Origin of the sequence: Sphingobium sp. B7D2B (assembly GCF_025961895.1) — a bacterium.
Lineage (GTDB): Bacteria > Pseudomonadota > Alphaproteobacteria > Sphingomonadales > Sphingomonadaceae > Sphingobium.
This window is the reverse complement of sequence record NZ_JAOQOM010000001.1, coordinates 3,241,631-3,267,163: the sequence shown is the minus strand read 5'-3', so window position 1 is coordinate 3,267,163 and position 25,533 is coordinate 3,241,631. Positions and strand designations below refer to the sequence as shown.

Annotated in this window: 22 protein-coding genes and 1 tRNA gene; 10 read left to right on the top strand and 13 right to left on the bottom strand. The window is 64.6% G+C overall.

The features are described from left to right. Positions 1-71: 71 nt before the first annotated feature. Positions 72-239 (bottom strand): 50S ribosomal protein L33, encoded by a 168-nt coding sequence (rpmG, locus tag M2341_RS15120; RefSeq protein ID WP_181558573.1) that lies wholly within the window; start codon positions 237-239, stop codon positions 72-74. Between the two features lie 277 nt (positions 240-516). Here rpmG and M2341_RS15115 point away from each other — a divergent pair, with 277 nt between their 5' ends. Both M2341_RS15115 and M2341_RS15110 read left to right on the top strand, forming a co-directional pair. Continuing rightward, positions 517-834 carry a hypothetical protein gene (locus M2341_RS15115; RefSeq protein WP_181558574.1) on the top strand — a complete coding sequence of 106 codons (318 nt, stop codon included), beginning with the start codon at positions 517-519 and terminating at the stop codon, positions 832-834. 162 nt (positions 835-996) lie between these two features. Beyond that, entirely contained in the window at positions 997-1,488 is a 492-nt protein-coding gene (locus tag M2341_RS15110; RefSeq protein ID WP_181558575.1) for a Dps family protein, read from the top strand. 104 nt (positions 1,489-1,592) lie between these two features. Here the strand turns inward: M2341_RS15110 and M2341_RS16450 are convergent, their stop codons facing one another. Next, complete coding sequence (locus tag M2341_RS16450; protein ID WP_319801060.1) at positions 1,593-2,399, bottom strand: cold-shock protein; 807 nt, start codon at positions 2,397-2,399, stop codon at positions 1,593-1,595. A gap of 268 nt (positions 2,400-2,667) precedes the next feature. Between M2341_RS16450 and M2341_RS15095 the strand changes: the two genes are divergently transcribed. From M2341_RS15095 to rpoN, 5 genes are all read left to right on the top strand, one after another. Further along, entirely contained in the window at positions 2,668-3,285 is a 618-nt protein-coding gene (locus tag M2341_RS15095) for a ribonuclease D (RefSeq protein WP_181558577.1), read from the top strand. After that, complete coding sequence (gene lptC, locus M2341_RS15090; RefSeq protein WP_181558578.1) at positions 3,278-3,967, top strand: LPS export ABC transporter periplasmic protein LptC; 690 nt, start codon at positions 3,278-3,280, stop codon at positions 3,965-3,967. The genes M2341_RS15095 and lptC overlap by 8 nt, the downstream gene beginning before the upstream one ends. 10 nt (positions 3,968-3,977) lie before the next feature. Continuing rightward, positions 3,978-4,520, top strand: coding sequence for an LptA/OstA family protein (locus M2341_RS15085; RefSeq protein WP_264574928.1), 543 nt, complete (start codon positions 3,978-3,980; stop codon positions 4,518-4,520). Between the two features lie 173 nt (positions 4,521-4,693). Further along, positions 4,694-5,461 (top strand): LPS export ABC transporter ATP-binding protein, encoded by a 768-nt coding sequence (gene lptB / locus M2341_RS15080; protein WP_264572359.1) that lies wholly within the window; start codon positions 4,694-4,696, stop codon positions 5,459-5,461. Between the two features lie 41 nt (positions 5,462-5,502). Beyond that, on the top strand, positions 5,503-7,002 hold the full coding sequence (gene rpoN / locus M2341_RS15075; RefSeq protein ID WP_264585795.1) for an RNA polymerase factor sigma-54: 1,500 nt from the start codon (positions 5,503-5,505) through the stop codon (positions 7,000-7,002). Between the two features lie 9 nt (positions 7,003-7,011). Here the strand turns inward: rpoN and M2341_RS15070 are convergent, their stop codons facing one another. Next, positions 7,012-7,197, bottom strand: a complete 186-nt coding sequence (locus M2341_RS15070) for a DUF1328 domain-containing protein (RefSeq protein WP_264571939.1) — start codon at positions 7,195-7,197, stop codon at positions 7,012-7,014. Positions 7,198-7,420: 223 nt separating this feature from the next. On the opposite strand from M2341_RS15070, the gene M2341_RS15065 reads away from it, so the two are divergent. Next, positions 7,421-7,511 (top strand) — tRNA-Ser (locus tag M2341_RS15065). Positions 7,512-7,535: 24 nt separating this feature from the next. Here the strand turns inward: M2341_RS15065 and M2341_RS15060 are convergent. The 4 genes from M2341_RS15060 to M2341_RS15045 all read right to left on the bottom strand — a co-directional run bounded on the left by M2341_RS15060 (position 7,536) and on the right by M2341_RS15045 (position 12,782). Then, positions 7,536-8,312: a helix-turn-helix transcriptional regulator gene (locus M2341_RS15060; RefSeq protein ID WP_264585794.1), complete on the bottom strand. Its 777-nt coding sequence runs from the start codon at positions 8,310-8,312 to the stop codon at positions 7,536-7,538. 24 nt (positions 8,313-8,336) lie between these two features. After that, positions 8,337-9,521 (bottom strand): MFS transporter, encoded by a 1,185-nt coding sequence (locus M2341_RS15055; protein WP_264585793.1) that lies wholly within the window; start codon positions 9,519-9,521, stop codon positions 8,337-8,339. A gap of 53 nt (positions 9,522-9,574) precedes the next feature. After that, a complete protein-coding gene (locus M2341_RS15050; protein ID WP_264585792.1) occupies positions 9,575-11,794 on the bottom strand; it encodes a TonB-dependent receptor in 2,220 nt (739 codons plus the stop codon). A gap of 85 nt (positions 11,795-11,879) precedes the next feature. Then, entirely contained in the window at positions 11,880-12,782 is a 903-nt protein-coding gene (locus M2341_RS15045) for a 3-keto-5-aminohexanoate cleavage protein (protein WP_264585791.1), read from the bottom strand. 306 nt (positions 12,783-13,088) lie between these two features. Between M2341_RS15045 and M2341_RS15040 the strand changes: the two genes are divergently transcribed. Both M2341_RS15040 and M2341_RS15035 read left to right on the top strand, forming a co-directional pair. After that, positions 13,089-13,979, top strand: coding sequence for a MarR family winged helix-turn-helix transcriptional regulator (locus M2341_RS15040; protein ID WP_264571331.1), 891 nt, complete (start codon positions 13,089-13,091; stop codon positions 13,977-13,979). 307 nt (positions 13,980-14,286) lie between these two features. Then, positions 14,287-16,728, top strand: coding sequence for a TonB-dependent receptor (locus tag M2341_RS15035; RefSeq protein WP_264585790.1), 2,442 nt, complete (start codon positions 14,287-14,289; stop codon positions 16,726-16,728). 174 nt (positions 16,729-16,902) lie between these two features. Here M2341_RS15035 and M2341_RS15030 read toward each other — a convergent pair whose 3' ends face one another. The 6 genes from M2341_RS15030 to M2341_RS15005 all read right to left on the bottom strand — a co-directional run bounded on the left by M2341_RS15030 (position 16,903) and on the right by M2341_RS15005 (position 25,510). Next, the gene (locus M2341_RS15030) at positions 16,903-17,745 is read right to left on the bottom strand and encodes a c-type cytochrome domain-containing protein (RefSeq protein ID WP_264585789.1); all 843 of its coding nucleotides are present in this window, start codon (positions 17,743-17,745) and stop codon (positions 16,903-16,905) included. Between the two features lie 42 nt (positions 17,746-17,787). Further along, positions 17,788-19,392, bottom strand: a complete 1,605-nt coding sequence (locus M2341_RS15025) for an ankyrin repeat domain-containing protein (RefSeq protein WP_264585788.1) — start codon at positions 19,390-19,392, stop codon at positions 17,788-17,790. Further along, positions 19,392-20,714, bottom strand: coding sequence for a DUF1552 domain-containing protein (locus M2341_RS15020; protein WP_264585787.1), 1,323 nt, complete (start codon positions 20,712-20,714; stop codon positions 19,392-19,394). Before M2341_RS15020 ends, M2341_RS15025 begins: the two co-directional genes overlap by 1 nt. A gap of 52 nt (positions 20,715-20,766) precedes the next feature. Next, a complete protein-coding gene (locus M2341_RS15015; protein ID WP_264585786.1) occupies positions 20,767-21,624 on the bottom strand; it encodes a VOC family protein in 858 nt (285 codons plus the stop codon). Continuing rightward, on the bottom strand, positions 21,624-24,002 hold the full coding sequence (locus tag M2341_RS15010; protein WP_264585785.1) for a DUF1592 domain-containing protein: 2,379 nt from the start codon (positions 24,000-24,002) through the stop codon (positions 21,624-21,626). Before M2341_RS15010 ends, M2341_RS15015 begins: the two co-directional genes overlap by 1 nt. Positions 24,003-24,175: 173 nt before the next feature. Next, on the bottom strand, positions 24,176-25,510 hold the full coding sequence (locus tag M2341_RS15005) for a spinster family MFS transporter (protein WP_264585784.1): 1,335 nt from the start codon (positions 25,508-25,510) through the stop codon (positions 24,176-24,178). Positions 25,511-25,533 lie beyond the last annotated feature (23 nt).

Below are 25,533 nucleotides of genomic sequence, written 5' to 3'. Positions count from 1 at the left end.
GGCCCGGATCGCGCGATCCGAGCCTGAAGCGTAAGGCACAACCAAGCGGACCAACAGGCCCGCCGCGGCACTTACTTGATCTTGGCTTCCTTGAACTCGACGTGCTTGCGCACGACGGGATCATATTTGCGGAAGGTGAACTTCTCGGTCTGCGTGCGGGGGTTCTTCTTGGTCACGTAGAAGAAGCCCGTGTCAGCGGTGCTGACCAGCTTGATCTTCACTGTGGCGGGCTTCGCCATGGCCAATTCCTCAAATAATTGAGCGACCTCCCTGCGGGCAGGTGCGGTGCGCTGACATACATGCAAAAGACGGGCTCCGCCTCTGGCGAGACCCGTTCGGCGGCGGCCAATGCGGGAAAAGCCGGCCCTTGTCAAGGGAAGGAGTCGCCGCAGTCGCCGCTCTTCGCTGCAAAACCGAAGCTTAACGATGGGCGCTTATGGTGCCGTTGTCACAAGCCTGACTCGCGAGGCTGGCAAGACCGATTCGCGATGGACAAGGCGAGATGGGAGAATCGGGATGTATCAAGGCTCGGACCGTCTGGTTCGCGATCAGATGCTTGGCCGCATCGAGGCGCTGGAGGGGGCTTGCACGGGCCTGTCCCTCTTCTCCCTGTGCGAGCGGCTGGAAGATTTGCGGCTGTTTGCGCGCCGGCATGACTTTGCGGCGGTGGAGGGGCTGGCCAGCCTCCTCGAGTCGGTGGTGGCCTATAACGGTCACCGCCAGGTGGCGCAGACCTATCTCACGCTCATGCGGGACGCTGCCCAGGGTGATTCGGCTGCGCCCCAGACTGCGCGCGTCTACCTTGCCGCGGCCGCCCTGCGGGGGTGTCGCTGATCGCTTCATTGCGCCGGCGCATAAGTGTTGATTGATTTCGTCGATCAATCTGTGCGGGCCTATCTGTTCGTCATTCCGAGTTCCATCTGGCATAAGCGGGGCGTGGGGAACGTTCGACGTTCCGAAATTTACGTCAGACACATCAACCATTGGAGGCCTTTCATGACAGACAAAGCGCTCAAGACGCCCACGGACCTGAAGGGAAATGCCATCAAGGCCGTCGCCGACGCGCTGAACGGCCTGCTGGCGGATAGCTATGCGCTTTACCTCAAGACCAAGAATTTCCACTGGCATGTCTCCGGCCCGCATTTCCGCGATTATCACCTGATGTTCGACGAACAGGCGGCCGAGATTCTTGCGACGACGGATCTGATCGCCGAGCGGATTCGCAAGACCGGCAACACTGCGCTGCGCTCCATTGGCGACATCGCCCGCAAGCAGAGCATTCAGGATAACAATGACGACTTCGTCTCCGCTGCGGACATGCTGGCGGAGCTGCGGGCCGACAATATGGCGCTGGTGGAATCGCTGCGTGCCGCCAAGGAACTGGCCGAGGCCGCCGGCGACAATGCAACCGACGGGCTGATCGACGACTGGACCGATCAGGCCGAGCAGCGGGCGTGGTTCCTGTTCGAAACGAGCCGCAACGGCTGATCCATTTGGACTGAGCCATCGCCGGGCTGCAGTTGCGGCGATGGAAATACAAAAAGGGCCGGGATTTTCATCCCGGCCCTTTTTCTTGCGAAATGAGTCGCCTGTTACTCGGACTTGGGCTCGAGATTCACGGCGGCATATTTGCCACGACGGTCGACTTCCAGTTCGAAGTCCAGACGGTCGCCTTCCTGCAGCGAAACCATGCCGGCACGCTCGACAGCACTGATGTGCACGAACGCATCGGGCTGGCCGTCATCGCGCTGGATGAAACCGAAGCCCTTCATGGCGTTGAAGAACTTCACCGTGCCGCTGGCCCGCTCACCGGTGAGCTGACGCGACGGTCCGCCACGCTGCTCGGCCGGTGCGCGGTCTGCAGCGCGCTCGGGAACCGGAAGCGGCTCGCCGTCGATCACCAGATCGGTTGCGGAAATCTTGCCGCCACGGTCCACCAGCGTGAACTTGAGCTGCTGACCTTCGGCGAGGCCGGTCAGGCCAGCCTGCTCGACAGCGCTGATGTGCACGAACACGTCTTCAGCACCATCGTCACGGACGATGAAGCCGAAGCCCTTCTGGGCATTGAAGAACTTGACCGTGCCGGAGCCTTCGCCAACGACCTGCGCGGGCATACCGCCACGACCGCCGCCGCCGCCGCCACGGAAGCCGCCGCCACCGCCGCTGCGGAACCCGCCGCCGCCGCCACCGCCGCGGTCACCGAAGCCGCCGCCACCGCCGCCGCCGAAGCCGCCGCGATCGCCAAAACCGCCGCCGCCGCCGAAGCCGCCGCGATCACCGCCGCCGCGAGGTCCACCGTAACTGCTGCCACCATATTCCGGAAAGGCGTCGAACTGGGGTTCTCCGAAGCTGTCCCGCTTGTCCCTGCCGCGACCGCGGCGCCCTCTATCAAAACTCATGCCCTGTTAATCACTTTCGCTCGTCCACTCTCGATCCGCACCCATGCCGGACGACATGCACAGGGACTCGACCAAGGCCACACTCGGCCAAGCATCGCTATAGCGGCCTTTTTCGCAAAGCGCGAATGATTTTGGCGCAATTGCCGCGCTGAACGTCGATCCCACTCGCGGGCGACATCGGCCCGATCCGCAGCGCTGGGGAGGCGCTCTGCCGTCTTGCCTTTTTCGGAGGTTTCCCTGGCCCGGTCATGCAGCTAAGAGGAGCGGCATGACCGTTTATTTTCATGAAGAAGACCTGCCTGCCGATGTGCTCGCGCCGGGCGCCGTTGCCATCGATACCGAGACGATGGGCCTGATCACCCCGCGCGACCGCCTGTGCGTCGTGCAGATCAGCGATGGGCAGGGCGATGAGCATCTCGTCCGCTTCTCGCCGGGGAGCAGCTATGCCGCGCCGAATCTGCGGGCGGTGATCGCCGATCCCACGCGACTCAAACTCTTCCACTTCGGCCGCTTCGATATCGCGGCGCTTCAGCATTATCTGGGCGTGCTGGCAGCGCCGGTCTACTGCACCAAGATCGCCTCGCGCATGGTGCGCACCTATACCGATCGCCACGGCCTCAAGGAGCTGGTCCGCGAGCTTCTGGGCATGGACATCAGCAAGCAGCAGCAGAGTTCCGACTGGGGCGGCCCGGTGCTGAGCGAGGCGCAGCGCGATTATGCCGCGTCCGACGTGCGTTTTCTCCACCAGTTGAAGGCGGAGCTGGATATAAGGCTGGAGCGGGAAGGGCGCACGGCGCTCGCCCAGGCCTGTTTCGACTTCCTGCCACACCGGGCGCTGCTGGATCTCGCCGGCTGGCCGGAGACAGATATTTTCGCCCATGCGTAAAGGGCGTGCCCTGCGCGGGACGTCCGGGTCCGAGGACGAGCTGGCGCCATCGGCGCTGGCACGGGCCGAGCACAGCCGGCTGCAGCGCTGGGCCGCGCCCGGCGGCAGCCACGACCGGCTGGTGACCCTGCTCAAGCGGGTATTGCCAATCTCTGCCGGCGTGCTGGGCGCCTTCCTGCTGGCGGCGCCATTCACCCACCAGACCGAGGTCAGCTTCGTGCTCGACAAGAACAAGGTGGACGTCGCGAGCGAGCGGTTGAAGGTGACGGAGGCGCTCTATCGCGGCGAAGACGGCGAAGGCCGGCCGTTCTCGCTGCGTGCCGGCTCTGCGTTGCAAAAGACCTCGCGCGATCCGATCGTGCAGCTCAACGAGCTGGAAGCGCGGCTGCAGATGGAAGGCGGCGGCGCCGTCGTCACCGCGCGGCAAGGCAATTACAACATCGAGAACGAGACGGTCGCGGTCAACGGGCCGATCCAGTTCCAGAGCGCCAATGGCTATCGGCTGACCACGCGCGATGTGGACATTCGCCTGCAGGAGCGGGACTTGCGCAGCCGGGGCGATGTCGAGGGGCGGATGCCGACCGGCACGTTCCGCGCCGATCATCTCAAGGCCGATCTGGAGGGGCGCACCGTCACGCTGGAGGGCAACGCCCGCTTGCGCATGGAGCAGGTCGGGCGCTAAGGGCATGTCGATGCGCAGACCCTTCCTTCTTGTCGCTGCCGGCGCCCTGGCCGGGTCCACTCTGGTCGCGATTGCCGGCGTTGCCGATGCGCAGGTTCTGCGGGGGCACAATACACGCGCGCCGGTCGATTTCTCGGCGGACCGTATCGAGGTGCAGGATCGCGCCGACCGCGTCGTCGTCTCCGGCAATGTGCAGGTGACGCAGGCCGGCATGACCATGACGGCGCAACGTCTTACCGTGGCCTATCACAACACCGGCGGCATCGAGATCGACCGACTCGACGCCTCGGGCGGTGTCGTCGTGACGCGCGGCAATGAGCGGGCCAGTGGCTCGGTCGCCATTTATGATCTCAATCGCCGGCTGATCACCATGATCGGCAATGTGCAGCTCAATCAGGGCGGCAACCGCCTCACCGGCTCGCGCCTCGTCATCGATCTGGCCAGTGGCCGCTCGACGGTGGATGGCTCTGCCGCTGGCGGCGCGCCGGGCACCACCCAGTCGGGTGGTCGCGTCTCCGGCACGTTCCAGGTTCGCCAGAGCGGCGATCAGTAGGAAAAGGCCGGACGCGGCGCCAAAAAGCTTGCCTTTTTCGCTGCCTTGAACGATTCGGTCTCCATGCAATTTTCCTGCCAGATCGTGGAAGCTGCGGAGGAACGTCGGTTCGACAGGGCCGGCGATCAGGATGATCTGGAAATGAGGACAAGGCGATGAGTGAGGCAGACACGATGCGCGATCCCGCAGTCGCGGACGACACCGCCGGCGCGGCAGAGGATCATCGCCTGCAGGTCATTTCCATCGCCAAGAGCTACGACAAGCGCACCGTCCTCGCCGATGTCAGCCTTGAGGTCGGCCATGGCGAAGTCGTCGGGCTGCTCGGGCCGAACGGCGCAGGCAAGACGACCTGCTTCTATTCCATCATGGGTCTGGTGAAGCCCGATTCGGGCCGCATCCTGCTGGAAGGTACCGATATCACCGGCCTGCCCATGTATCGTCGCGCGATCCTGGGTCTGGGCTACCTCCCGCAGGAAACCTCCATCTTCCGCGGCATGACCGTGGAGCAGAACATTCTCTCGGTGCTGGAACTGGCCGAGCCGGACAAGGCGGCGCGGGCACAGAAGCTGGAGACGCTGCTGGAGGAATTCGGCCTCGCCCGCCTGCGCGCGAGTTCTGCCATGGCGCTCTCCGGCGGTGAGCGTCGGCGCTGCGAAATCGCGCGGGCGCTGGCAGCCAATCCGTCCATCGTGCTGCTTGATGAGCCCTTTGCCGGCATCGACCCGCTCTCCATCGCGGACATTCGCGATCTGGTGAAGGATCTCAAGACGCGCGGCATCGGCGTGCTCATCACCGATCACAATGTCCGCGAGACGCTGGAGATCGTCGATCGCGCCTGCATCATCTACGATGGCAAGGTGTTGTTTGCCGGTAGCCCCGCCGAACTGGTCGCCAATGCCGATGTCCGCCGCCTCTATCTGGGCGAGAGTTTCTCGCTGTGATGGCGGGCCGGTCGCGGACGGGCTGAGGGGCAGCACCACCCATGGCGATGGCGCCTCGCCTCGATCTTCGGCAAAGCCAGTCGCTGGTGATGACGCCGCAGCTCCAGCAGGCGATCAAGCTGCTGGCGCTGTCCAATCTGGAGCTTGAGGCATTCATCGGCGGCGAGCTGGAGCGCAATCCGCTGCTGGAAGCCGGCACGGACATCGCGCTGCCCGCGCGGGAGCAGGCCGAGCTTCCGGACGGCGTAGAACCGCAATCGGGGCCCGACGCTCCGGCCGACGTGCTGATCGGCAAGGGCAGCGGCGAGGCGGACGGGCCGCTGGATGTTGATCACGGTGCGGAGACCTTCATCGACGATGGCCCAAGCGACCGCGCGCTGCCGGGCGGGGCGGACACTGGCCGGACATCCGGCGACTTCGGTAGTGAAGGCCCGGATTTTGACAGTTTCGCGGCACCCGAGCAAGGGCTTTACGAGCATCTGATGCACCAAGCCGGTGCCGCGCTCTCCGGCCGGGCACTGATGATCGCCGAGCAGCTGATCGGCCAGATCGACGATGCCGGCTATCTGGAGGCCGATCTGCTGGAGACCGCCTACCGGCTGGGCGTGCCGCTGGCAGAAGTAGAGGCTGTGCTGGCCGTCATCCAGGGGTTTGATCCTGCCGGTATCGCGGCGCGCAGCCTCAGCGAATGCATCGCCCTGCAAGCCAAGGAGGCGGATCGCTATGACCCGGCCATGGCGACGCTGATCGCCAATCTCGACATTCTCGCTAAGGGCCAGATCGCGCATCTGCGCCGGATTTGCGGGGTGGATGAGGAGGATATGGCGGACATGATCCGCGAGCTGCGCGGCTATGATCCCAAGCCCGGCCTGCGCTACGCCAATGATCGGCCTGCAGCCGTGGTGCCGGATGTGCTCATCGCGCCTGCGGGTAATGGCTGGTCTGTGGAGATCAACGGTGCGACGCTGCCGCGCATCCTCATCAATCGCCGCTATCATCACCAATTGGCGAGCGGCGCGCGGGACAAGACGTCCAGGGCTTGGGTGTCGGATTGCCTTGCCAGTGCCAACTGGCTCATCAAGGCGCTCGACCAACGCCAGCGCACCATCCTACGGGTGACCGAGGAAATCCTGCGGCGGCAGGAGGGCTTCTTCCGCCATGGCGTGGCCCATCTGCGTCCACTTACTCTCCGCGTGGTCGCCGATGCGGTGGGGCTGCACGAGTCCACGGTCAGCCGGGTGACGAGCAACAAATATCTGTCTTGCCCGCGCGGGACCTATGAGCTCAAATTCTTCTTCACCAGCGCAATTGCCGCAGCAGATGGCGGTGAGGCAGCATCGGCCGAGGCTGTGAAGAGCCACATCAAACAGTTGATCGCCGATGAACCGCCGAATGCGATCCTCTCCGATGACTCTTTGGTCGATCTGCTGCGTGAGCGCGGCTTCGACATCGCGCGGCGCACGGTGGCCAAATATCGTGAGGCCATCGGGCTAGGATCGTCCGTGCAGCGACGCCGCCAGAAAGCCCTGGGCGGGCGATAACCGCGCGGTTTAGTCGAGCACGCGGGACATGCGGCGCCCGGCAAGGATGCCGAGCACCAGGAAGATCCCGAACAGCGCAAGGGCGATGAAGAACAGCACCTTCGCAATCCCGACAAACGCCCCCGCCACGCCGCCAAAGCCCATCAGGGCGGCCGCACCGGCAATGAGCAGGCTGAGGATGGCAAGACGGATCATGACGGGCTCCTGTTGCTGACAGGGTTTTAACGTCTCGCGCCGGGCGGCGGTTCCCGGCTGGGCGGGGGAGGATGGGGGGCGCGCGCTCTCCAGGCGCAAATCGGCCGAACCCGCCCAGCCGGCGTGCCTGCGCACGAGTGGCGCGGCGTCGTCAATGTTGATGCGCAAAGGCACCTTGCGAAAGCCGCGCGACCCGGCTAGGGCGCACGGCTCCAGTGCATGCGGAGCGGTGGCCGAGTGGTCGAAGGCGCTCGCCTGGAAAGTGAGTATACGTCAAAAGCGTATCGAGGGTTCGAATCCCTCCCGCTCCGCCAGACCTCGTCGTGGCTTTCCTCGGATCAATGCGCGGCCAGCGCACACAATTCCGGCACGCTGCTGATCCCCAGTCGCTGATAGGCGCGCTTTCGGTAGGTCATGACGCTCGTTTTCGCGATACCCAGATCCAGCGCTGTTGCCTCGACCGACATGCCGGCGGTTGCGCGGGCGCAGACTTGCCGCTCGCGCCGTGTCAGATTTGGGAAGAGGTGCCGCAGTCGGCTTTCGATGTGCTGGGCGGAGGAGAAGCAGGAAAGGGCGCGCCTGCGGTTGAGGGGCAGCATCGGCAGCGCCAGGCGGGCCAGACCCACCAATGCGTCCAGCTCGCTATCCATAAACAGGCCGGTGGAGCGATGGCGCGCGACATTGATGACGCGCCAGGCCTGTGGTCCGCGCTGGATGATCGAGACGCGCTCAACGATACCGGCCTGATCGAAGAAGCGCCTGCGGAACTCATCGGAGCTGATGTCCGGCGGCCGGATGCGCTGGATGGCAAGGTCGCTCACGCATGGCGCTGCGCTATAGGCGTCGCACACCGGGTCGATATTGTGATAATGCTGGCTATAAGCCGGCAGCATTGCTTCCACGCGTGGTTCGCCGAAGAAATATTGCAGGTCGCTGGTTTCTCTGCCCGTCGCCTCGAACAGGTAAATTCTGCGCGCGCCACCGGTGACCGTCATCACCGAATCATGGACGGCGGTGCCGAACTGGTCGGTCCCGGCGGTTTCCAGCAAGCGTTCATAGATGGCACCCATGGAGACGGGGGCGCGCCATTCCTCGATCTTGCGGATGTAGGACATTCAGCTCTCCTGCCGCCTCTGGGATTATACCCCCTCAGTCGCGACTCCACGCCTCTTGAACACCTTCATGGCGATCAACGCAATCGCTGCCGCGATAGCCGGCACCGCAAAGGAGGCCAGAATGGTGGTCTCCGCAATGCCCGCCTCAAGCTGCGCGCCAATCAGCACCGGCGCCGCGACCGTCCCGATGCGGCCGACGCTTTTGGCCCATCCGATGCCAGTCGATCGCAGGTGCGGCGGGTAGAAGCTGGCGAGGATGACATTCACGCCGCCATAAGCGCCGAGGGCGAAGAAGCCGCAGGCTGCCAGAACGAGTTGGAGGACCAAGGCCGAGGACGCGCCCACAATCTGGCCGGCCACGAAGAAGAACGCTGCTGCGATGAGCAGGGACGAGACGAGAACGCGAAACGCGCCGTAGCGGTCGATAAAAAGGCCCATGCACAGCGCTGCAGCAATGCCGCCGAAGGAAAAGATGGAGAGCGCCATGGCCGCGAACGCTGGCGCGTAGCCGAGGCGGACGAGCAGAACCGGTAGCCACGAGCTGAGGCAGTAGCTGATGGTCAGCATGGCAATGAAGACGAGCCACAGCATCGCCGTGCCCAGCCGATAGTCCGGCGCCAGAAGGCTCAAGGGGTTGGCCCTGGGCTGCGGCGCATCGCTTTGCGGTACCACATCCTCGGCGTCCCGCAGAACCATGATGGTGATGATGGATGTCGCGAGGCAGAGCAGTCCCACCGCGCCCATCGCCACGCGCCAGCCGCCTAGTCCGGTAAAGGCTATGGCGACGATGCCCGCGATGGTGGCGCCGAGGCCGTAGCCGGTGAACAGGAAGGTGATCGCCAGGCCACGGCGTTCGAGGGGGGCGGCTGCCGTGACGATTGCCAGGCAACTCGGCAGACAGCCACCCAACAGGACGCCGGTTATCAGCCGCATCCAGAACAACTGCTCGCCACTGTTCGCCAGACCCGTCAAGGCCTGAGCGGCGCCAAAGCCGGCGAGGGTCAGCCCCACCGTCCACCGGTCGCCAAATCTCGCGGCCAGCGGAGGAAACGCAATCAGGCCGATGCACTGGCCGATCAGGTTGGCCGAAAAGATCGGACCGAGATCGGCATCACCAAGGCCGAGCATCGGCGCGAATTCGGGAGCGAGCGGCCCCATGATCGTGTGGACCAGCCCGTCCAGAAAATAGACCATCGCACAGATCGACACGATCAGAAGCGTCGAGGCTTTCGCACCTGGCCGTTGGAGTGATGCGGGTGAAATCAAAAGGTTCCCGACAGTCGCACGCCGTAGGTCCGTGGCGGGCGAAGCGACGTCGCGACCACACCAATGGTCGAATAGGCCGGGTTTGGCGCCACATTGTTGACGACGACGTCATCCTCGATGTTGTTGACGAATGCGCTGATGCTCATGCCCTTGCCCTCGAACGCATAGGTCAGAACTGCATCCGTCCGGGTCGATCCGCCAACGCGCGTTTCCGGCGTGTAGGCCAGATCCAGCTCGCGCGGCCCTTCATAGCGGCTGAAGATGTTCGCGATGATGCGGTCGCCCGATCCGAGCGTGAAGCTTTGTTCCAGCGAGGCAGCGACCACCCACTCCGGCGACTTGAGCGCGCGAAGCCCGCTGCAATCGACCGTGGTGCCGGCGGTGCGGCATTGTGAGGTCGGGCCGGGGGTCGAAACCGAATTATAGACGAGCTTTTTCACCCGGGCATCCAGCCATTGGGCCTGCAGCCCAATCCGGGTGGTCGGGGAGACCAGCAGTTCTGCTTCGGCCTCCACGCCCTTGGTGCGAACCTGGCCGATATTCTCCGTCACCAGAACCACGGCCGGGGGAATGAGCTTCACATAGCCGAGCTGCTGATCCTTATAATCCAGCAGGAACGCCTCCACGTTGAGTTGCAGGCGGTTGTCGAGGAAGCGGTTCTTCGTGCCGATGGTATAGGCGGTCACCTTTTCCGGCTCGAAGCTGTTGGCGCCCGGCGGGCCGAGGAAGAAACCGCCCGCTTTGAAACCGATGCCGACATTGGCATAGATCAGCGAGCGCGGCCCCGCATCAAACTCAAGGCCGGCACGCCATGTGACCGCTTCAAAGGTCAGCGATCGATCGACCACAAATGCCGGCGCGCCGACCGGGACGAGGGGAATGACCGGGTCCGGCCCCGGAGCATTGCGGATGGTGTACCGCTCGCTGTCGCTGGTCTTGCGCTCCCAGGTGTAGCGCAGGCCCCCGGTCACGCGGAATGTGGGCACGATCGCAAAGGTCAATTGGCCGAAGCCGGCGGCGGTCTTGCCCGATGTGTCGATGATCTGATCGCTGTAGGTGAGGGCGGCCGCGCTTTCCGTGTTCGAGCGGGCGGTGACATGCGTGTCGAGATAGTAGGCCCCGATCAGCCAGCCAAAGCGATTGCCCGATGGCGAGGCGAACCGCGCTTCCATCGAAATCTGCTCGGGCTGCTGCTGCTCGATGATCTGGAAGCCGGTCTGCGCGCTGGTGTAGCTCAGCCTGGATGTCCGATAAGCGGGGATCAGCGTCAGCGTGCCGGCATCGGCCTCGACATTCACGTTCGCGAGCAGCCCATAATAGTCGCTGTCGATGAACGAATTGTCGGTCTGCCGCGCGAGTGGGGCAAATGCCGCATCCTGCTGGGAAAGGCTGGTGCGCGGGTCGCCGAAATAGCAGATGTCCGGCCCGCAGCGCTTGCGCACGGTCGAGCCGCCGCCGCGGCCGCCCTGATGGGTATAATCCCCGACGATGTCGATGGTGACGGCGCTGCTCGGTTGGAGGCGGTAGGAGAGCCGGACGGCCTGACCGCGCTCATCGTCGAGCCCGTCCGAGAAGAAGCCATCGCGTTGCAGGATCTGGAATGCGGCGCGGAAGGCGCTGCTCTCGCCGACCGGGAGGTTGACAGCGCCGGACGCGGCAACCCGCGCATAATTGCCGACTTCAAAATTGAGTTGCGCGCCACGCTCACCGATGCGGGCGTGCTGCGGCAGGATGTTGATGGCACCGCCCGTCGCGTTGCGGCCATATAATGTGCCCTGCGGGCCTTTCAGCACCTCGACGCGCTCAAGATCATAGAACAGGCCCTGCACCGCCGTGGGGCTGGCAAGATATACGCCTGAGAAATTGACGGCGATGGCCGGGTCGGAGAAGGCGTTGCCGCCAAAGTTGCTGACGCCCCGGATCGTCAGCACGGTATAGGGTCCGGTTCCTGCCGTGACCTGCAGCGCAGGAGCCACCTGGGTCAGCGCCGCTGCCGTGGTCACGCCTCGCGTCGTCAGATTTTCGCCGGAAAGGACGGTGACAGAGACGGCCGCGCGCTGCAGATTCTCTTCCCGCCGCTGCGCCGTGACGACGATATCCTCAAGCCCTGCTGCGCCATCCTGTGGGGCAGCAGCCGTGACGGCTTGCGCATGCGCAAGGGCGGGCATGATGCTCAGGGCTGTGCCCGATAACAGCACGATTAGCCGGCTCGACATACAATCTCCCTTTGTTTCTGTTTATTCTTGTGACGTAGCGGCTCTGCGGGCCGAAATATGTCCTTCATCCGAAGGACAGGCGGCCTCATGATTTGAGGCCGAACCTTGCCCGGGCTTCCTCGACCGTCGCGGGCTTTGCGCCATAGAGCGCCGCGATCTGCGTCGCGGCGCGCACCATGTCGGTATTGTCCCGCGCGATTGAGCCGTCCGGCATGTACAGGCTGTCTTCCAGGCCGACGCGCACGAGATCGCACCCCATGGCGATGCCCAGGGTGACAAAGCGGAACATGTCCTGCCCGGTGGCGGTGACGCCGACGATGGCCTTGGGGAAAAGCCGCAGGCCCTCATCGATCGAGAAGATCACATTGCGAGCGATCGCCGGCGTTGCCCCGAAGCCACCGCCATGGAGCAGCCACATATTGTCCCGATCACGATCGAAAATGCCCTCATTGGCATAGCGCAGCAGGCGATGGAGGGCGCTGGCTTCCACCACTTCATATTCAAGTGCCGAGCCGCGTTCATAGACCGCCTTGATCGTGCTCTTGAGCAGTTCGGGCGAATTCACATAGGGCGTTTCGCCCGGATAATTGCCGCCCGGATTGTAGAAATCCGCCGAGCCCGCGGCGATGCCGAACAAGTCCTGCGACGGCTCAATGGAGAGAATACCGAGCCGCTCCTTGTCCGATGGCCAGTGCAACTGCCCGGTCAGTTTGTCCCGGCGAACGCCAATGCCGTTGGTGGTCTGCACAAGGATCGGCGAACGGGCGCGAATTTCGCGGATCGCCTCGGCATAGATCGCGGGATCACCGCTGTTCATGCCATCGGGGCCGCGTGCGTGAAAATGCACCATCGCCGCGCCCGCCTCATAGCAACGCGCGGCCGCTTCGCCGATCTCGACCGGCTGCTTGGGCACCACCGCTCCATCGCGGTCCTGCTGCATTCCGCCGTTGATCGCGACTGTAATTATGACCTTGTTGTCAGCCAGCATTCCGCTTTTCTCCAGATGATGTCTGGAGCCATATGGAAGCGCCGCCGCGCCGTCTGTCCTTCGGATGAAGGACAGGATCGGGGCAATGAGTCAGGTCCAAGCAGCCGGTCTCGCAGCAAGCTGGTGACCAGTTCGCTACCCTAGTGTCCCGCCCTGATCTCCCCGCGCTCGCGATTTCCGGTTGGCTTTGGCGCGTTTCATTGCATAACGCGCATCATGTCGCGAGAACCGGAATTATCCGCTGGCAAGGCGCCCGAGCGCACGCCTTTTGGCAGGCTGATCAACAGTCTTCTGGCGACCGCGCAAATGTCCAGCGCACGGCAGATCGATGCCGAGCTGGATCTTGCCAATCTCGATCGGCGGCTGCTGTCTTTGATCGGTCGCCGGGGCAAGGTGACCTTCACGCAGATTGCGCGCCTCTCGGGCATTCAGCGCGCGCAGATCAGTCGGTCGCTGGCGCACCTGACCGCCAAGGGCCTCGTGCACCGTCCCGACGTGCGCTCCAAGGCGGAATTCACCGAGAAGGGCCGGGCGGTCTACGAGGAAATCCTCGCGGTTGCCATTGCTCGCAATGTGGAGGTCTGCGGCGGGCTCGATGCGCCGACGCGGGACTTTTTCATCCGCGCGACCCGCTTCATGATCGACGAGGCAGCGGCGATGCTCGACGCGGAAATCCAGCTGTCCGGCGGGACGCAGGAGCCGGGGGCGGAGCGCAAGTCGGAGCGGCGCCCCAATGAACGAAACGAGCCGGGCATTGCCGATGCGCGCGTCCATGTGATGGTTCTGCCGCCATTGACGACGCTGGCCTCCTATCTCAACCGCACCGCCACCCTGCTGGCCAAGCGGGTCGGAGCGATTTCATCTTTTGAGGCGGATATGCTGCTGCTGATCGGCAAGAACGAGCCGATGACCCAGCTCAGCCTGACGCGCACGACGGGGGCCAGCAAGAGCCAAATCGTGCGCGCGTTGACGCGCATCGAGAGCATCGGGCTGGTCAACCGCACGAAAGTGCCGGGCCGCCGCGACATCCTGCTCGATCTCTCGGCGGAGGGGCGCGGCTTGTGGCGCCTGCTGACCACGGCGGAGGCTGATCGGGACGCGCGGTTGCTGGGGGTTCTGGAGCCCGGAGAAGAGGCCCGCTATCGCGCCGTCCTCACTTTGCTGATGGAAAATGCGCGCGCGATGGCGCGCGGCTGATCGATCGATCAACCGGTCCCCGGCGATCGTTCGGCGGTATTCAAATCAACAACAGCATTTAGGCAGAAACGCGTCGCGCAGATGTGCGTGACGTGCTGATTCTGGCTGGAATGACGCTGGTTTCTGGGAAACTGTTTTGGCTGTTCGAGACCTCGTCAAGCTATCTGCCTGAACGGATGATCCATTTCGTTATCAAAATCAACAAAACTCTTGTGCATCGATAATTGGCCTGCAATACCCCTCCCTGCTTCGGTCACCGACAAGGTGCGGGGCCGGAAGCCAGAGGTTTCCATCTAGGGGAGGTTACATGCAGATCGTTCGACGGGCGCCCTTGCGGCGCAATGGATTGCTATTGGCTGGCGCCGCGTTGATGGGGGCGGGCGGCGTCTCTCCGGTTTCCGCGCAAGACGTTGATAATGACGATGAGGACAAGACCTCCGTCATCCATGACATCGTCGTCACCGCCGAGCGGCGCGCGATGAACCTGCAGGATACCCCGCTCTCGATCGTCGCCGTGAACGAAGAAATGGTGGAAGCCCGCGGCATCGAGGATCTGGAGGATCTGGCCAACCAGACACCCAATCTCAGCATCGCCCCGCAGCGCGGCGGCAGCACATCCACCCCCTCCTTCACGATCCGCGGCATCGGCGGCGGCGGTGGCGCACTCGGCGAGCGCGGCGTGGGCCTGTATATCGACGGCATCTACATGCCGCGCACCGCCGGCTCGGTTCTCAAAGTGATCGATATCGACCGGATCGAGGTGCTGCGCGGCCCGCAGGGCACGCTGTTCGGCCGCAACTCCACGGGCGGTGCGGTGCGTTACTTCACCAAGCAGCCGCGCCTCGGCGAGACGGAAGGCTATGCGCAGGTGACGGCCGGCAATTATGACCGGGCGGATATCGTCGGCGCGATCAATATTCCCATCGGCGATACGCTGGCCGTGCGCGCGCAGGGCGCCTATCTGCATCAGGGCGGATGGGTGCAGCGCGGTACCGAGAAGAACGGCGCGTCCACGGACTATGTCGGGCGCGTGCAGGCGTTGTACGAACCCAATGACCGCTTCAGTGCCACGCTGGGTTTTCTCTACACCGATTCCCGCGCCAATGGGTCGCCGATCGTCACCGAGGAGCTCGATCTGCGACCGGGCATCGAGCCCGCGCCGGGCTTTGTCGGCATTCAGGGCAATTATGGCGACTGGCTCAATGATGCCTTCAAGTCCGTCGGTCAGGCGCCGATTGCGCCTTATAACGATCCGCGCGTGGTGACCGGTGACAAATATCGCCAGCATGACATTTGCATGCTGGATGATTTCAATCCCGACTTTGGCGAAGAGTGCGTGCAGCGGAACACGTCGGTCTATTGGCAGGCCGATCTGCGCATGTCCTACGAGCTGTCCGATGATGTCACCCTGTCCTCGACCTCGGGCCTGTCGAAGCTCGATTTCAACGGGGTGATCGATTACCAGCAGTTGGGCACGGAGAACCGCAAGCTCGATACCGGGTCGAAGGTTTTCTATCAGGAACTGCAGCTCAACGCGGCGCCGTTCGGTGGCGCGCTCGATGTCGTCGGTGGCCTCAATTATTTCTACGAAAAGTCGGACGAGCAGGGCCTGACCATTACCCGCAAGGGCACCAGCGTCTATCCAAACAGCCCTAACGGCAATGCCGATGGCGGCCTGGTCCGCCGGCAGGATGCCGACACGACGCAGGTGGCCAACTCTTTCGGTGCCTTCGTCAGCGCGACCTGGCACGTGACCGACCGGCTCAATTTTACGGGCGGCCTGCGCTATGCGTATGACCGCAAGCGGATCGAATCGATCGAATATGCCTCGTCGGACTTCACGCCGGCGCCCGGCACAACATCGACCTTCGTGGACAGTTCGCGACATTGGCAGCAGGTCGATTATCGCGCGACCATCGACTACAAGATTACGCCGGATATCCTCGCTTATGCGACGATTTCTAAGGCGTACAAGGCAGGCCTCTACAGCTTCTCGATCGCCGACAACATTCCCGGCCCGGCGCAGAGCGGCGACGGCGTGCCGACCGTGCCGCCCGAGACCGTCCGTAACTATGAAGTCGGCCTGCGTATGGCGCTTTTCAACCGGGCGTTCATCGTCAATCCGACCGTCTTCTACATGCAATGGGGCAACCGGCAGTCAGCGCGTCGCGTGACCTGCACGACGGGACCGTCCTGCCCGCTGGGGTTCAACCTTCAGGTTGTCGATGCCGGCGACATCGACGTTTACGGACTGGAATTGGACAGCCGCCTGCGCCTCTCGCGGAACTTCTCGCTCGATGCCAGCGGCTCGCTGACCGGCGTCAAACTCGATCCGGTGCGTAATGGCGGGCCGTTCCTCTTCCCGGATATCCCGCGCAAGCAATTGAGCCTCGGCGGAACGCTCAACGTGCCAGCCGAATTCGGCGAGTTCACGGTCAACATGAACTGGAGCTACACCGACGATCAGGCCACGCTGAACCTCGACAACCCAGATTCGAAGTACCAGCTTCCGGCCTATAGCCTCGTTAACGCCCGCATTCGCTTCATGCCGAAGAATGTGCCGGTGGTGATCTCGGTCTTCGCGAACAATCTGTTCGACAAGACCTATGCGACGGGCGCCACCCGCTTCGGCGGGGCCTATTTCGACAGCTTCACGCCCACCGGTGTCGGCGCGCCGCCGCGCAACATGCTCTCGGTGGTGCGTGGAAAGCCGCGCATGATCGGTGCGTCGATCCGTTACGACTTCTGACGGGGCGGGTGCCCCGGCACCCGCTAACAACATTGCGGCGGGCGGATCGGATAATCGATCCGCCCTTTTTTTATGAGGGCTGGGCTTAGAACGACTGGATCACTGCGCGAGAGGCGCAACGTGGATTGGCCGAGCTCCTTATCCCACCAGCGGGCCCGGCGTGGCGGCTTGCGGTTAAAGGCTGAGCACCTTGGCGATCTTGGCGCGGACGTCCTCGGGGGCATTCAGCTTGCCCACCGTGCCTTCCGGCAGGGCGCCGGCCTCGATCCACCAGCCGATGACCGCAACTTCATCCGGGGTGAGCGGCGTGCGGCCGTTCTTGGGCATGAAGTCCTTGTGGTCGGCGGGCAGGGTGATGCGGCGATACAGGTCGCTGCGCTGCTTTTCACCGGGATCGATCACCGCGCCGCTCTCGCCGCCTTCCATCAGGCTCTTGTAGGTCGCCATGGAGAGGGCGCCGCGGCGCTTGTCATCATTGTGGCAGGAGGCGCAGCGCGTCTGCAGGGTGGGGTGGACCACATCGAGGAAGATATCCGCATCGGCGACATTGGTCACCGGTGACCGGCCGCCAGGGCCAGAGCGTAGCGGGCCGGGCGCGAATTCGGTGAGGTAGGTCGGGCCGTGCGTCAGATTGCCGCCGAAATGGCCGGTGGCCACGAGCAACCCTCCGGTGATCAGGCAGGCGAGCGGCCAGCCTCGGTCATAGATTTTCGGGAATTCGCGCTGCCAGGCCCAGACCAGCAGCGCGCTGGCTGCCAGTAGCACGCCGCTCCAGCGGTGCCAGTTGACCGCCTCGCCGGTGAAGCCGGGCTCGCTCGCGTGCATATAGCCCAATGTCACGGTCAGAAAGGCGCAGAGCGCGCCGATCAGCCATGTCGCCGGGACGGCAGGACGCAGGGCGGCGAAGCGCGGCCAGCGCGTCGCGATCTCCAGTCCGATCGCCAGCATCAGAATGCCGATCGGCAGGTGCAGCACGAGAACGTGGAAGCGACCGAGGAAGAAGATGAAGTCCTGCACGAAAATCCCCCGAATGATGCGGTCCGCTGTGTCCGGACGATGTCAGTTGATGCCGCAGGATTGCCCGGTACGCGCGCAGACCTGCTCGATCAGCTTCATGGACTCCGGCTTCGGTTCTGCGGCGGTCGTCGCCAGGAATACGCCCTTCGCCCAGGTGTAGGGCGTGCGGCCCTCGGCATCCCGAATGTCGAAGCGCGCGCCCTTGCTCGCCAGATAGGCCAGGATCTTGTTCGATCCGCGATTGGCAGCCCCATGAACGGCGGCCAGCCCCATGGCATTCGTCGCGTTCAGATCCTGCCCGAACCGCTCGTGGCAGAGCCGCACGGCTTCGAGCAGCTTGTCCTCGCCCTCATCGAAGGTTTGGAAGAACACCCAGTTGATGCCGGCAGCGGCCATGAGCGGCGTGGTGCCGTTGTTCGTCGTGATATTGGGGTCGGCGCCCTTGCTGGCGAGCAGCTTCATGGCGTCCACATCGCCGGAGAGGGCGGCGCGCAGAAACGCCGTCTGCCCCGTGAAATCGACCCAGGACAGAGAGCCAGCCGTCAGCAGCCAGAAGCGGGTCGGCGGATAGCGCATCACCCGCGCATTGGGGTTGGCGCCCTTGTTGAGCAGCGCGCCGATGAACTTGAGCGCACGGGGACGATCCACGCCCTTCTGTTTGGCGGTGTCGGTATCCAGCTCCATGTTGCGCACGTCGACGGCGGCCCAGAGCGGCGTGCGGCCGTACCAATCGGCGGCGTTGGGATTGGCGCCCTTGTCCAGCAGATATTGGGCGACCGGCACATTGTCATTGAGCACCGCCACGAGCAGCGGGCGCGCATCATTGGCCTCGGGCTGCTCGATCTTCGCGCCGGCCTCGACCAGCGCCTTGGCCATCTCGACCGTGCCCTCGCGCGCGGCGAGGTGGAGCGGGGTGATCTTGCCGGGCCACTCGGCGCGCGAACCCTCGGGCGGCACGCCGCCGCGCACGATGCCATCGCCATGCGAGCCGCCGCCTTCGCCGGGCGCGCGGAACTCGGGCTTCCTGCCCAGCTTCGTGGCCGCATTGACGTTGGCGCCGGCCGCGATGAGCGCCTGCACTGCCTCCACGCTGCCGCCGCGCACCGCGAGCATCAGCGGGGTCTGGCCATAGGCCTTGTCGGTGAAATTGGGGTTCGCACCGGCCGCAAGCAGCGCCTTGACGTTGGCGCCGTCCCCTTCGCCCGCGGCGATCATGAGCGCGGTCTGGCCGGTGTGGGAGAGGGTATCCACAGGCGCGCCGGCCTTGAGCAGGCGGCGCAGCACAGCGGACGCGCCAAATTCGGCGGCCACATGCAAGGGCGTGAGGCCATATTCGTTCGTGAGGCCTGCATTGGCGCCAAGATCAAGCAGGCGGTCGACATCGTCCGCGAGGTTGCGCCGCGCCAGCCAGTGCAGCGCGGGCGTGCCGTCCGGCGAGCGCGCATCGAGATTGGCGCCGCTGTCGACCAGCTCGTACATGCGCTTGAGCTGATTGTCACGTGCCGCCGAGGCCATCTGCACGCCCAGCTCCTGCGCCTTGGCCGGCGGCAGCACCGGCCGCTGCGGACGCAGCAGCAGGAAGGCGACAAGGGCGAGCGCCAGGAGCGCCAGGCCTGCCAGCGCGATGCGTTTGCTTGTGGCCGGCATCAGATGTCGATCGTGCCGTCGCTGTCGCCGAAGCTTTCCACCGGTGCGCCCGCCTTTTGCAGGATGGAGAGCAGCAGGTTGGAGAGCGGACGATCCTTGCCGACGCCGCCGCTGATGTGGCGCTTGCCGGCGATCTTGCCCGAGCCGCCGCCCGCGAGGACGATCGGCAGGGGGCCGTGATTATGGACGTTGGAATCGCTCATCCCACTGCCCCACATCAGGATGCTGTTGTCGAGCAGCGAGCCATTGCCATCGGGCGTGCTGGCCATCTTGTCGAGCAGATAGCCGAACATGGAGACGTGATAGGCATTGAGTTGCGCCAGCCGGTCCTTGTTGGCCGGCACGTTGCTGTGGTGCGAGAGCGGATGGAAGCTCTCCATCACGCCGCTTCCCGGATAGATGCGGTTACTGTTCTCGACCGCCAGCATCAGCGTCGAAATGCGGGTCAGCTCGGTCTGCCAGGCCAGAACCTGCAGATCGAACATCATCTTGATGTGCGTCTCAAAATCCTCGGGAATGCCGATCGGCTTTTCCGGCACCATGATGTCGTGGCTGGTCTGTGCCTGGGTCAGTTCCAGCCGCCGTTCGACCTCGCGCACGTCGGTGAGATACTGGTCGAGCCGCCGCCGGTCCTCGGCCGGAAGATCGGCCGAGAGCTTGCGCGTCTGGTCGGTTACCGTGTCCAGCATGCTGCGCGATTCACTCCAGATCGCGGCGCGTTCCTCCGGCGTGCCACCGGCGCCGAACAGGCGCTCGAACAGCAGTTGCGGGTTGCGCTGGATTGGCAGCGGTGTGTTGGCGTCCTGCCAGCTGATCGTGTCGCGATAGGCGCAGCTCCACCCTTCGCCGCAGATCGCAGAGGGCTCCTCGATGCCGAGTTCGAGCGAGGGTAGGGGCGTATCCTGGCCCAGATGCTTGGCGGCGACCTGATCCGCGGTCATGCCGAGCTTGTTCACATTCTTGGTCATCGCCGTGCCGGAGAGGTAGACGGCGGAAGAACTGCTGTGATTGGCCGCGGCCGAGGCATCCTGCGTGTAGGCGAGCGGCAGCGTCAGATCGCTGATGACGTTGATCTTGTCATGAAAGGCAGCCAGCGGCCGCAGCGTGGGCGACAGCTCGAAGCCGGCGCCCAGCGTCGCCGGGCGGAACCTGTCCATCACCGCGCCATGGGGCACATAGAAGAAGCCGAGCCGCGTCCGCGCCGGTGGCAGCCCGGATGACGCGGCGGGTATCATCGATTCCAGGAAGGGGAGCGCAAGACAGGCGCCGGCCCCGCGAAGCACGGTCCGGCGCGAAAGCGATTTGCGGGTAAGGTAGGTCATCGACGTCTCCAGACCTCAGAGCCAAGCGGAAAAGGCGGGGCAGGCCGGCGCATCAGCGGGCCATCTTCATCGTGAGCGGCAAACCATTGGGATCGAGCAGGCGCAGCGTGCCGGGCGCGGAAGGCAGGATCACTGCCCCCATCTGCGCGAGCGCGGCGGCGACCTTGCCACTGTCGAAGCGGCGGCAACTCACCGTCCAGTCATCCACGGCCGGCTTTTCCCGGCCGACCGTCTGGCGGATGGCGATGGGCGTGTTCGCCGCGGCAAACCAGCGCTGGCCCGGCACCGGCGCGCGCATCTCCTTGAAGAAGAGCGACATGAACTTGCTGGTGGCAGCCAGATCGCTGACGCGCAGCAGGATGCTTTCCATCTTGAGCGGGGTGACGAGGGGCGCGCCCTCCACGATGTTTCCGGCAGGCACCGTCGTGCTGGCGAGGCCGGCCGGCTCTTCCAGCAATTGCAGGCCAATGTGATCGGGATCGTAGACGATGCCGCGCATGGCAGGGGCCAGCCCTTCGCGCTCGAGGCGCGCATCCATGGCCTTGCGGTCGTATTTCTCGAGCAGCACGCAATAATGGTCGATCGCCGGATCGGGCGCGGTGGCGCGCGATCCCAGAGCGATATAGCCCTTGCCCAGCACGACATAATAACGCAGCGGCGGATCGGCCTCCTTGTGGACCGCCGGATTGAACAGCCGGCCATAGAATTGCGCGGCCTTCGTCACGTCTGGCACCAGCATGCCGATATGTTCCAGACCCGTGGTGCGCAGCGGCAGTTCGTCACCACGCAGGGCTTCCGCGGCCATCGCCACACCCGACGAGAGAGCCAGCGAAAGCAGCGAGCCGGCGGCGATCACGCTGCGCCGGTCGAATATGCCCGCGCCATCGCCTGAAAATTCATCGCCGTTCATCACTTCTTTCTCCCAATCATGGCGGGCGGCTGCCGGCTGGTATTCCAGGTCAACTGGCTGGGCGACACGCGCAGCCGATCCTTCTGGCTGCCCGCCGGCATCCTGAACTGCCGGCTGGTGACGACGCCGCGCAGGATCGTCTGGAAGCGATCGCCATTGCCGGCGCTGGTCCGGGCGATCCGGCGCACTTCCGGCATGTCGGCAAAGGTGAGTTCGCGGCCGATGGCGAAGGTCATCAGCTTCTCGATGAAGGTGTGGGTGAAGGCGTCCGAGCGGGCGAGGATGGCGTTGCGCAGATCGCGCGGGCCATTGATCTTGGTGCCGTCGGACATCACGCCGGAGGCATCGACGGGGAAGGCGCCGTCCCGCGTCCGCCACTGGCCGACCAGATCGTAATTCTCCAACGCCAGGCCGATGGGGTCCATCATATTATGGCAGGAGGCGCACACCTTGTTCTCGCGATGCACGGCAAGGCGCTGGCGCAGGCTCGTGGCCTCGGCATTCGCGTCGAGATTGGTCTCCACGCCCGGCGGCGGTGGCGGCGGCTTCACGCCGAGGATGTTCTCCAGCACCCAGGCGCCGCGAATGACCGGCGAGGTTCTGTTGGCGACGGAGGTGACGGTGAGAATCGCCCCTTGCCCGAGCAGGCCACGGCGCACGCTGTCCTTGGGCAGGCTGACCTTGCGGAAATAGTCGCCGCGCACGCCGCTAATGCCATAATGCTGGGCCAGCCGCTCGTTGACGAACGTGTAGTCCGCATCGAGCAGATCGCGGATCGGGCGGTTCTGCAGCATCACATAGCGAACGAGGCCCTTGGTCTCATTCTCGAAAGCGACGCGCAGATTGTCGTCAAACGCCGGGCTCTCGCGCTGGACCGAGCGCAATTCGCGCAGATGCAGCCACTGGGTCGCGAAATTGTCGACCAGCGCTTCCGCCCTGGGGTCGGCGAGCATGCGGTTGACCTGCTGGTCCAGCACGGCCGGGTCGCTGAGCTTGTTCTGCGCCGCCAGATCGAGCAATTGCTGGTCGGGGATGCTGCTCCACAGGAAGAAGGAGAGGCGCGAGGCGAGGTCGAGATCGCTGATTGCGAACTTGTCCTGCGCGACCGGCTGCTCGAACCGGTAAATGAAGCGGGGATCGACGAGAATGTAGGAGAGGCCTGCGCGCACGCCGTCCTCGAACGTGCCTTGCGCTCGGCCCGCATCATACATCTTCATGATCGCGTCCACCTCGCCGCCCATCGGCTTGAGCGGGCGGCGGAAGGCAAGGCTGCCGAGGCGCGTCAGGATCGCGCGGGCGCAGGGCTTTTCCTCCATCCAGCTCTTCGGGCGGCAGGAGAAGACCGTGGCGCGCGGCGCGCTGCGGCCCGGCCCCTGTGTCGTGAATGGCCCGTTGACCGCGACGTTGAGGACGAGGCCCTTGGTCAGATAATTGGCGTAGATGTCGTTCACGCCCGCACCCGCGACCTCATCGAGCAGCGCCGCCGTGATCGTGCGCCGCCCGGCGCCCAGCTTCACGCGGACCTTGTCGCCCTTGCCCAGCGCGACCCGGCGGCCATCGATGGTGAGGTTGACGGCCGGCATGGGAGCCGGCGCCCGGCGCCCGGCGATGAACCCCCCGGTGCTGGTGCGCACGCTGATCTCGTAGGTGCCGTCCACCGGGAAGAAATGGTTGACCCGCATCCCGCCCCGGGTGCCGAGCGGCAGCCCTTCCAGATGCTTGGTCTGCACGAGTTTGCCGGGCGCGTTGTAAACGGTCCGCGTCAGTTCGAGCGTTGAAGCGCCCGTGGCGATGCTGCTGATCTTGAGCCCGGCGTTGAGATAGCCCTGAATGAGCGCCGGGGAGGTGGTCAGTACGCTGGAGATATTGTCGAACCCGCCGGTCGCGGCATCGGGCGGCAGGAAGTCCGCGGGATTGATCTCCAGCCCGATGAGATCGCGCACGGCATTGGCATATTCTGTTCTGTTCAGGCGGCGCAGGTTCGCCGAGGGGAGTGGCGCGGGCGTGGAATCGAGCCGGTCGGTCAATTCGCCCAGAAACGAGGCCAGTTCGCCCGCCTCGGGCCGAGGGCTGTTGAGCGGCGGCATGGCGCCCGCGCTCACCTTGCGCACCACCTTTTCCCAAATGGCCGCATTCTTGCCGGTATGGTCGAAGTCCATGCCCTCGAAGGAGAGGCCAGCCACGCGCTCCTCCGAATCATGGCAGGACATGCAGTATTTGCCGATCATCGGGTGCGGCGCATTCTCCGCCACGGCGGTCGGCTCGTCGCCCTGCACAGGGAAGGCAGCGCCGAGCGCGGCCAGATAAACTGCGCCCGCCGCAAGAATCACAGCAGCGCCCTGGCGTGATCCGCCGAACCGGGCTGCCTCTCCTGCCATCGCGCTCATTCTCTTGCGCGCCGTTTCAGAAATCCCCTTCATGAGTCTCGGTATACAAAATCAATTTTCTTTTGTCACGCGATGAAGGCAGGATTTCTAATATATGGAAGGAGGGCATGGCGGCATTGAGCAGCGAACATGATTTCCGAAATCAACTCGTCGCGCGGTGCTGCTCAACCCTCCTCATTCGCGGTGCGCACGTAGAGGCGCGAGGCTTGCCAAAAGCAGGCACCGGCACAGAGCGGCGTGATCGCGATGAGCAGCAGGGAATAGCGGATGGCCGACTGGCCGAAGTCCGCCGCCAGCACATCGTTCAAAATGCCGACCGCCGTCGGGCCAATGATGTTGCCGACGAGGCCGCCGCCCAGCAGCAGCATCGCGATGGCCAGCGCGCGCTGGTCGGGCGCTACCACATTGACGACGGCGGCGTAGATCGGCCCCTGATGCAGCAGGGTGAAGAAGCTGGCGCTGGCAAAGCCCAGCACCCAGATCGCGGTCTCCTCGCCGAGCAGAAACAGCAGTTCCGCGGGGCCGATCGCCAGGCAGGCGAGCGCCGGAATGCCGACCCGCCAGCGCAACTGGCTCTTGCGCAGCCGATCCACCAGCAGGCCGCCCAGGAGAATGCCCGCCGCGCCGAGAAAACCGCGCGAGGGGCCGATGATCGTCGCCGCTTCCGCCATGGTCAGGCCGTGGACCCGCTGGAAGAAGGTCGGCGTCCAGGAGCCGGTCGCCCAGATGTTGGATCCCATGAACGTCATGCCGAGCAGCATCCAGGCATAGCATCGGTTGGCCAGCAACGCGCGCACGTCGGTTCTGATCGCGGCAATCGGCGAACGGCTGTGCGCCGGCCGAGCCGCTGTGCGGGCCGGCTCGCGGACCGTGAGCCGAAAGACCAGCGCTGCCACGATGCCCGGCACGCCGGCGGCAATGAACATGGCGCGCCAGCCATAGGTTTCCGCAATCCAGCCGGCCACGGGAAACAGCACGATGTGCGAGATGGTCGCCGCGACCCCGTAGATCGCCAAGGCCAGCGGGCGCCTTGTAGGGTGAAACAGGTCGGCGATCATGGAATTGGCCGGCGCCGTGCTGCTGGCCTCGCCCGCGCCCAGGCAGAAGCGCGCGAAAGCGAGCTGCCAGATGTTGGTGACCCAGCCGGTCGCGAGCGTGACGGCGCTCCAGAAGGCGAGGCCGATGGAGATGATCGTGCGGCGATTGAACCGGTCGGCCGCCCACGCGATGGGCAGGCCCATCAGCGAATAGATCACGATGAACGCGACGCCCGAAACCAGCCCGAGCGCGGTGTCGGAAACGCCCATCTCCGCCTTGATCGCCGGCAAGGCGAGGCCGAGCAGGGATCGGTCCAGATAGTTGAAGATGGAGACGACCATCAGCATTGCGAATGGCCAGGTCGATTGCCAGGGCCAGGGCGCCCGCTGTTCCTTTGGCAGAGGGGATGGGCCGGCCGCGCTCTCCCGGCCGATGGGCAGCGGCTCAGTAATCGGGCGCACGGCGCTTGCCCTGTAATCGGCCA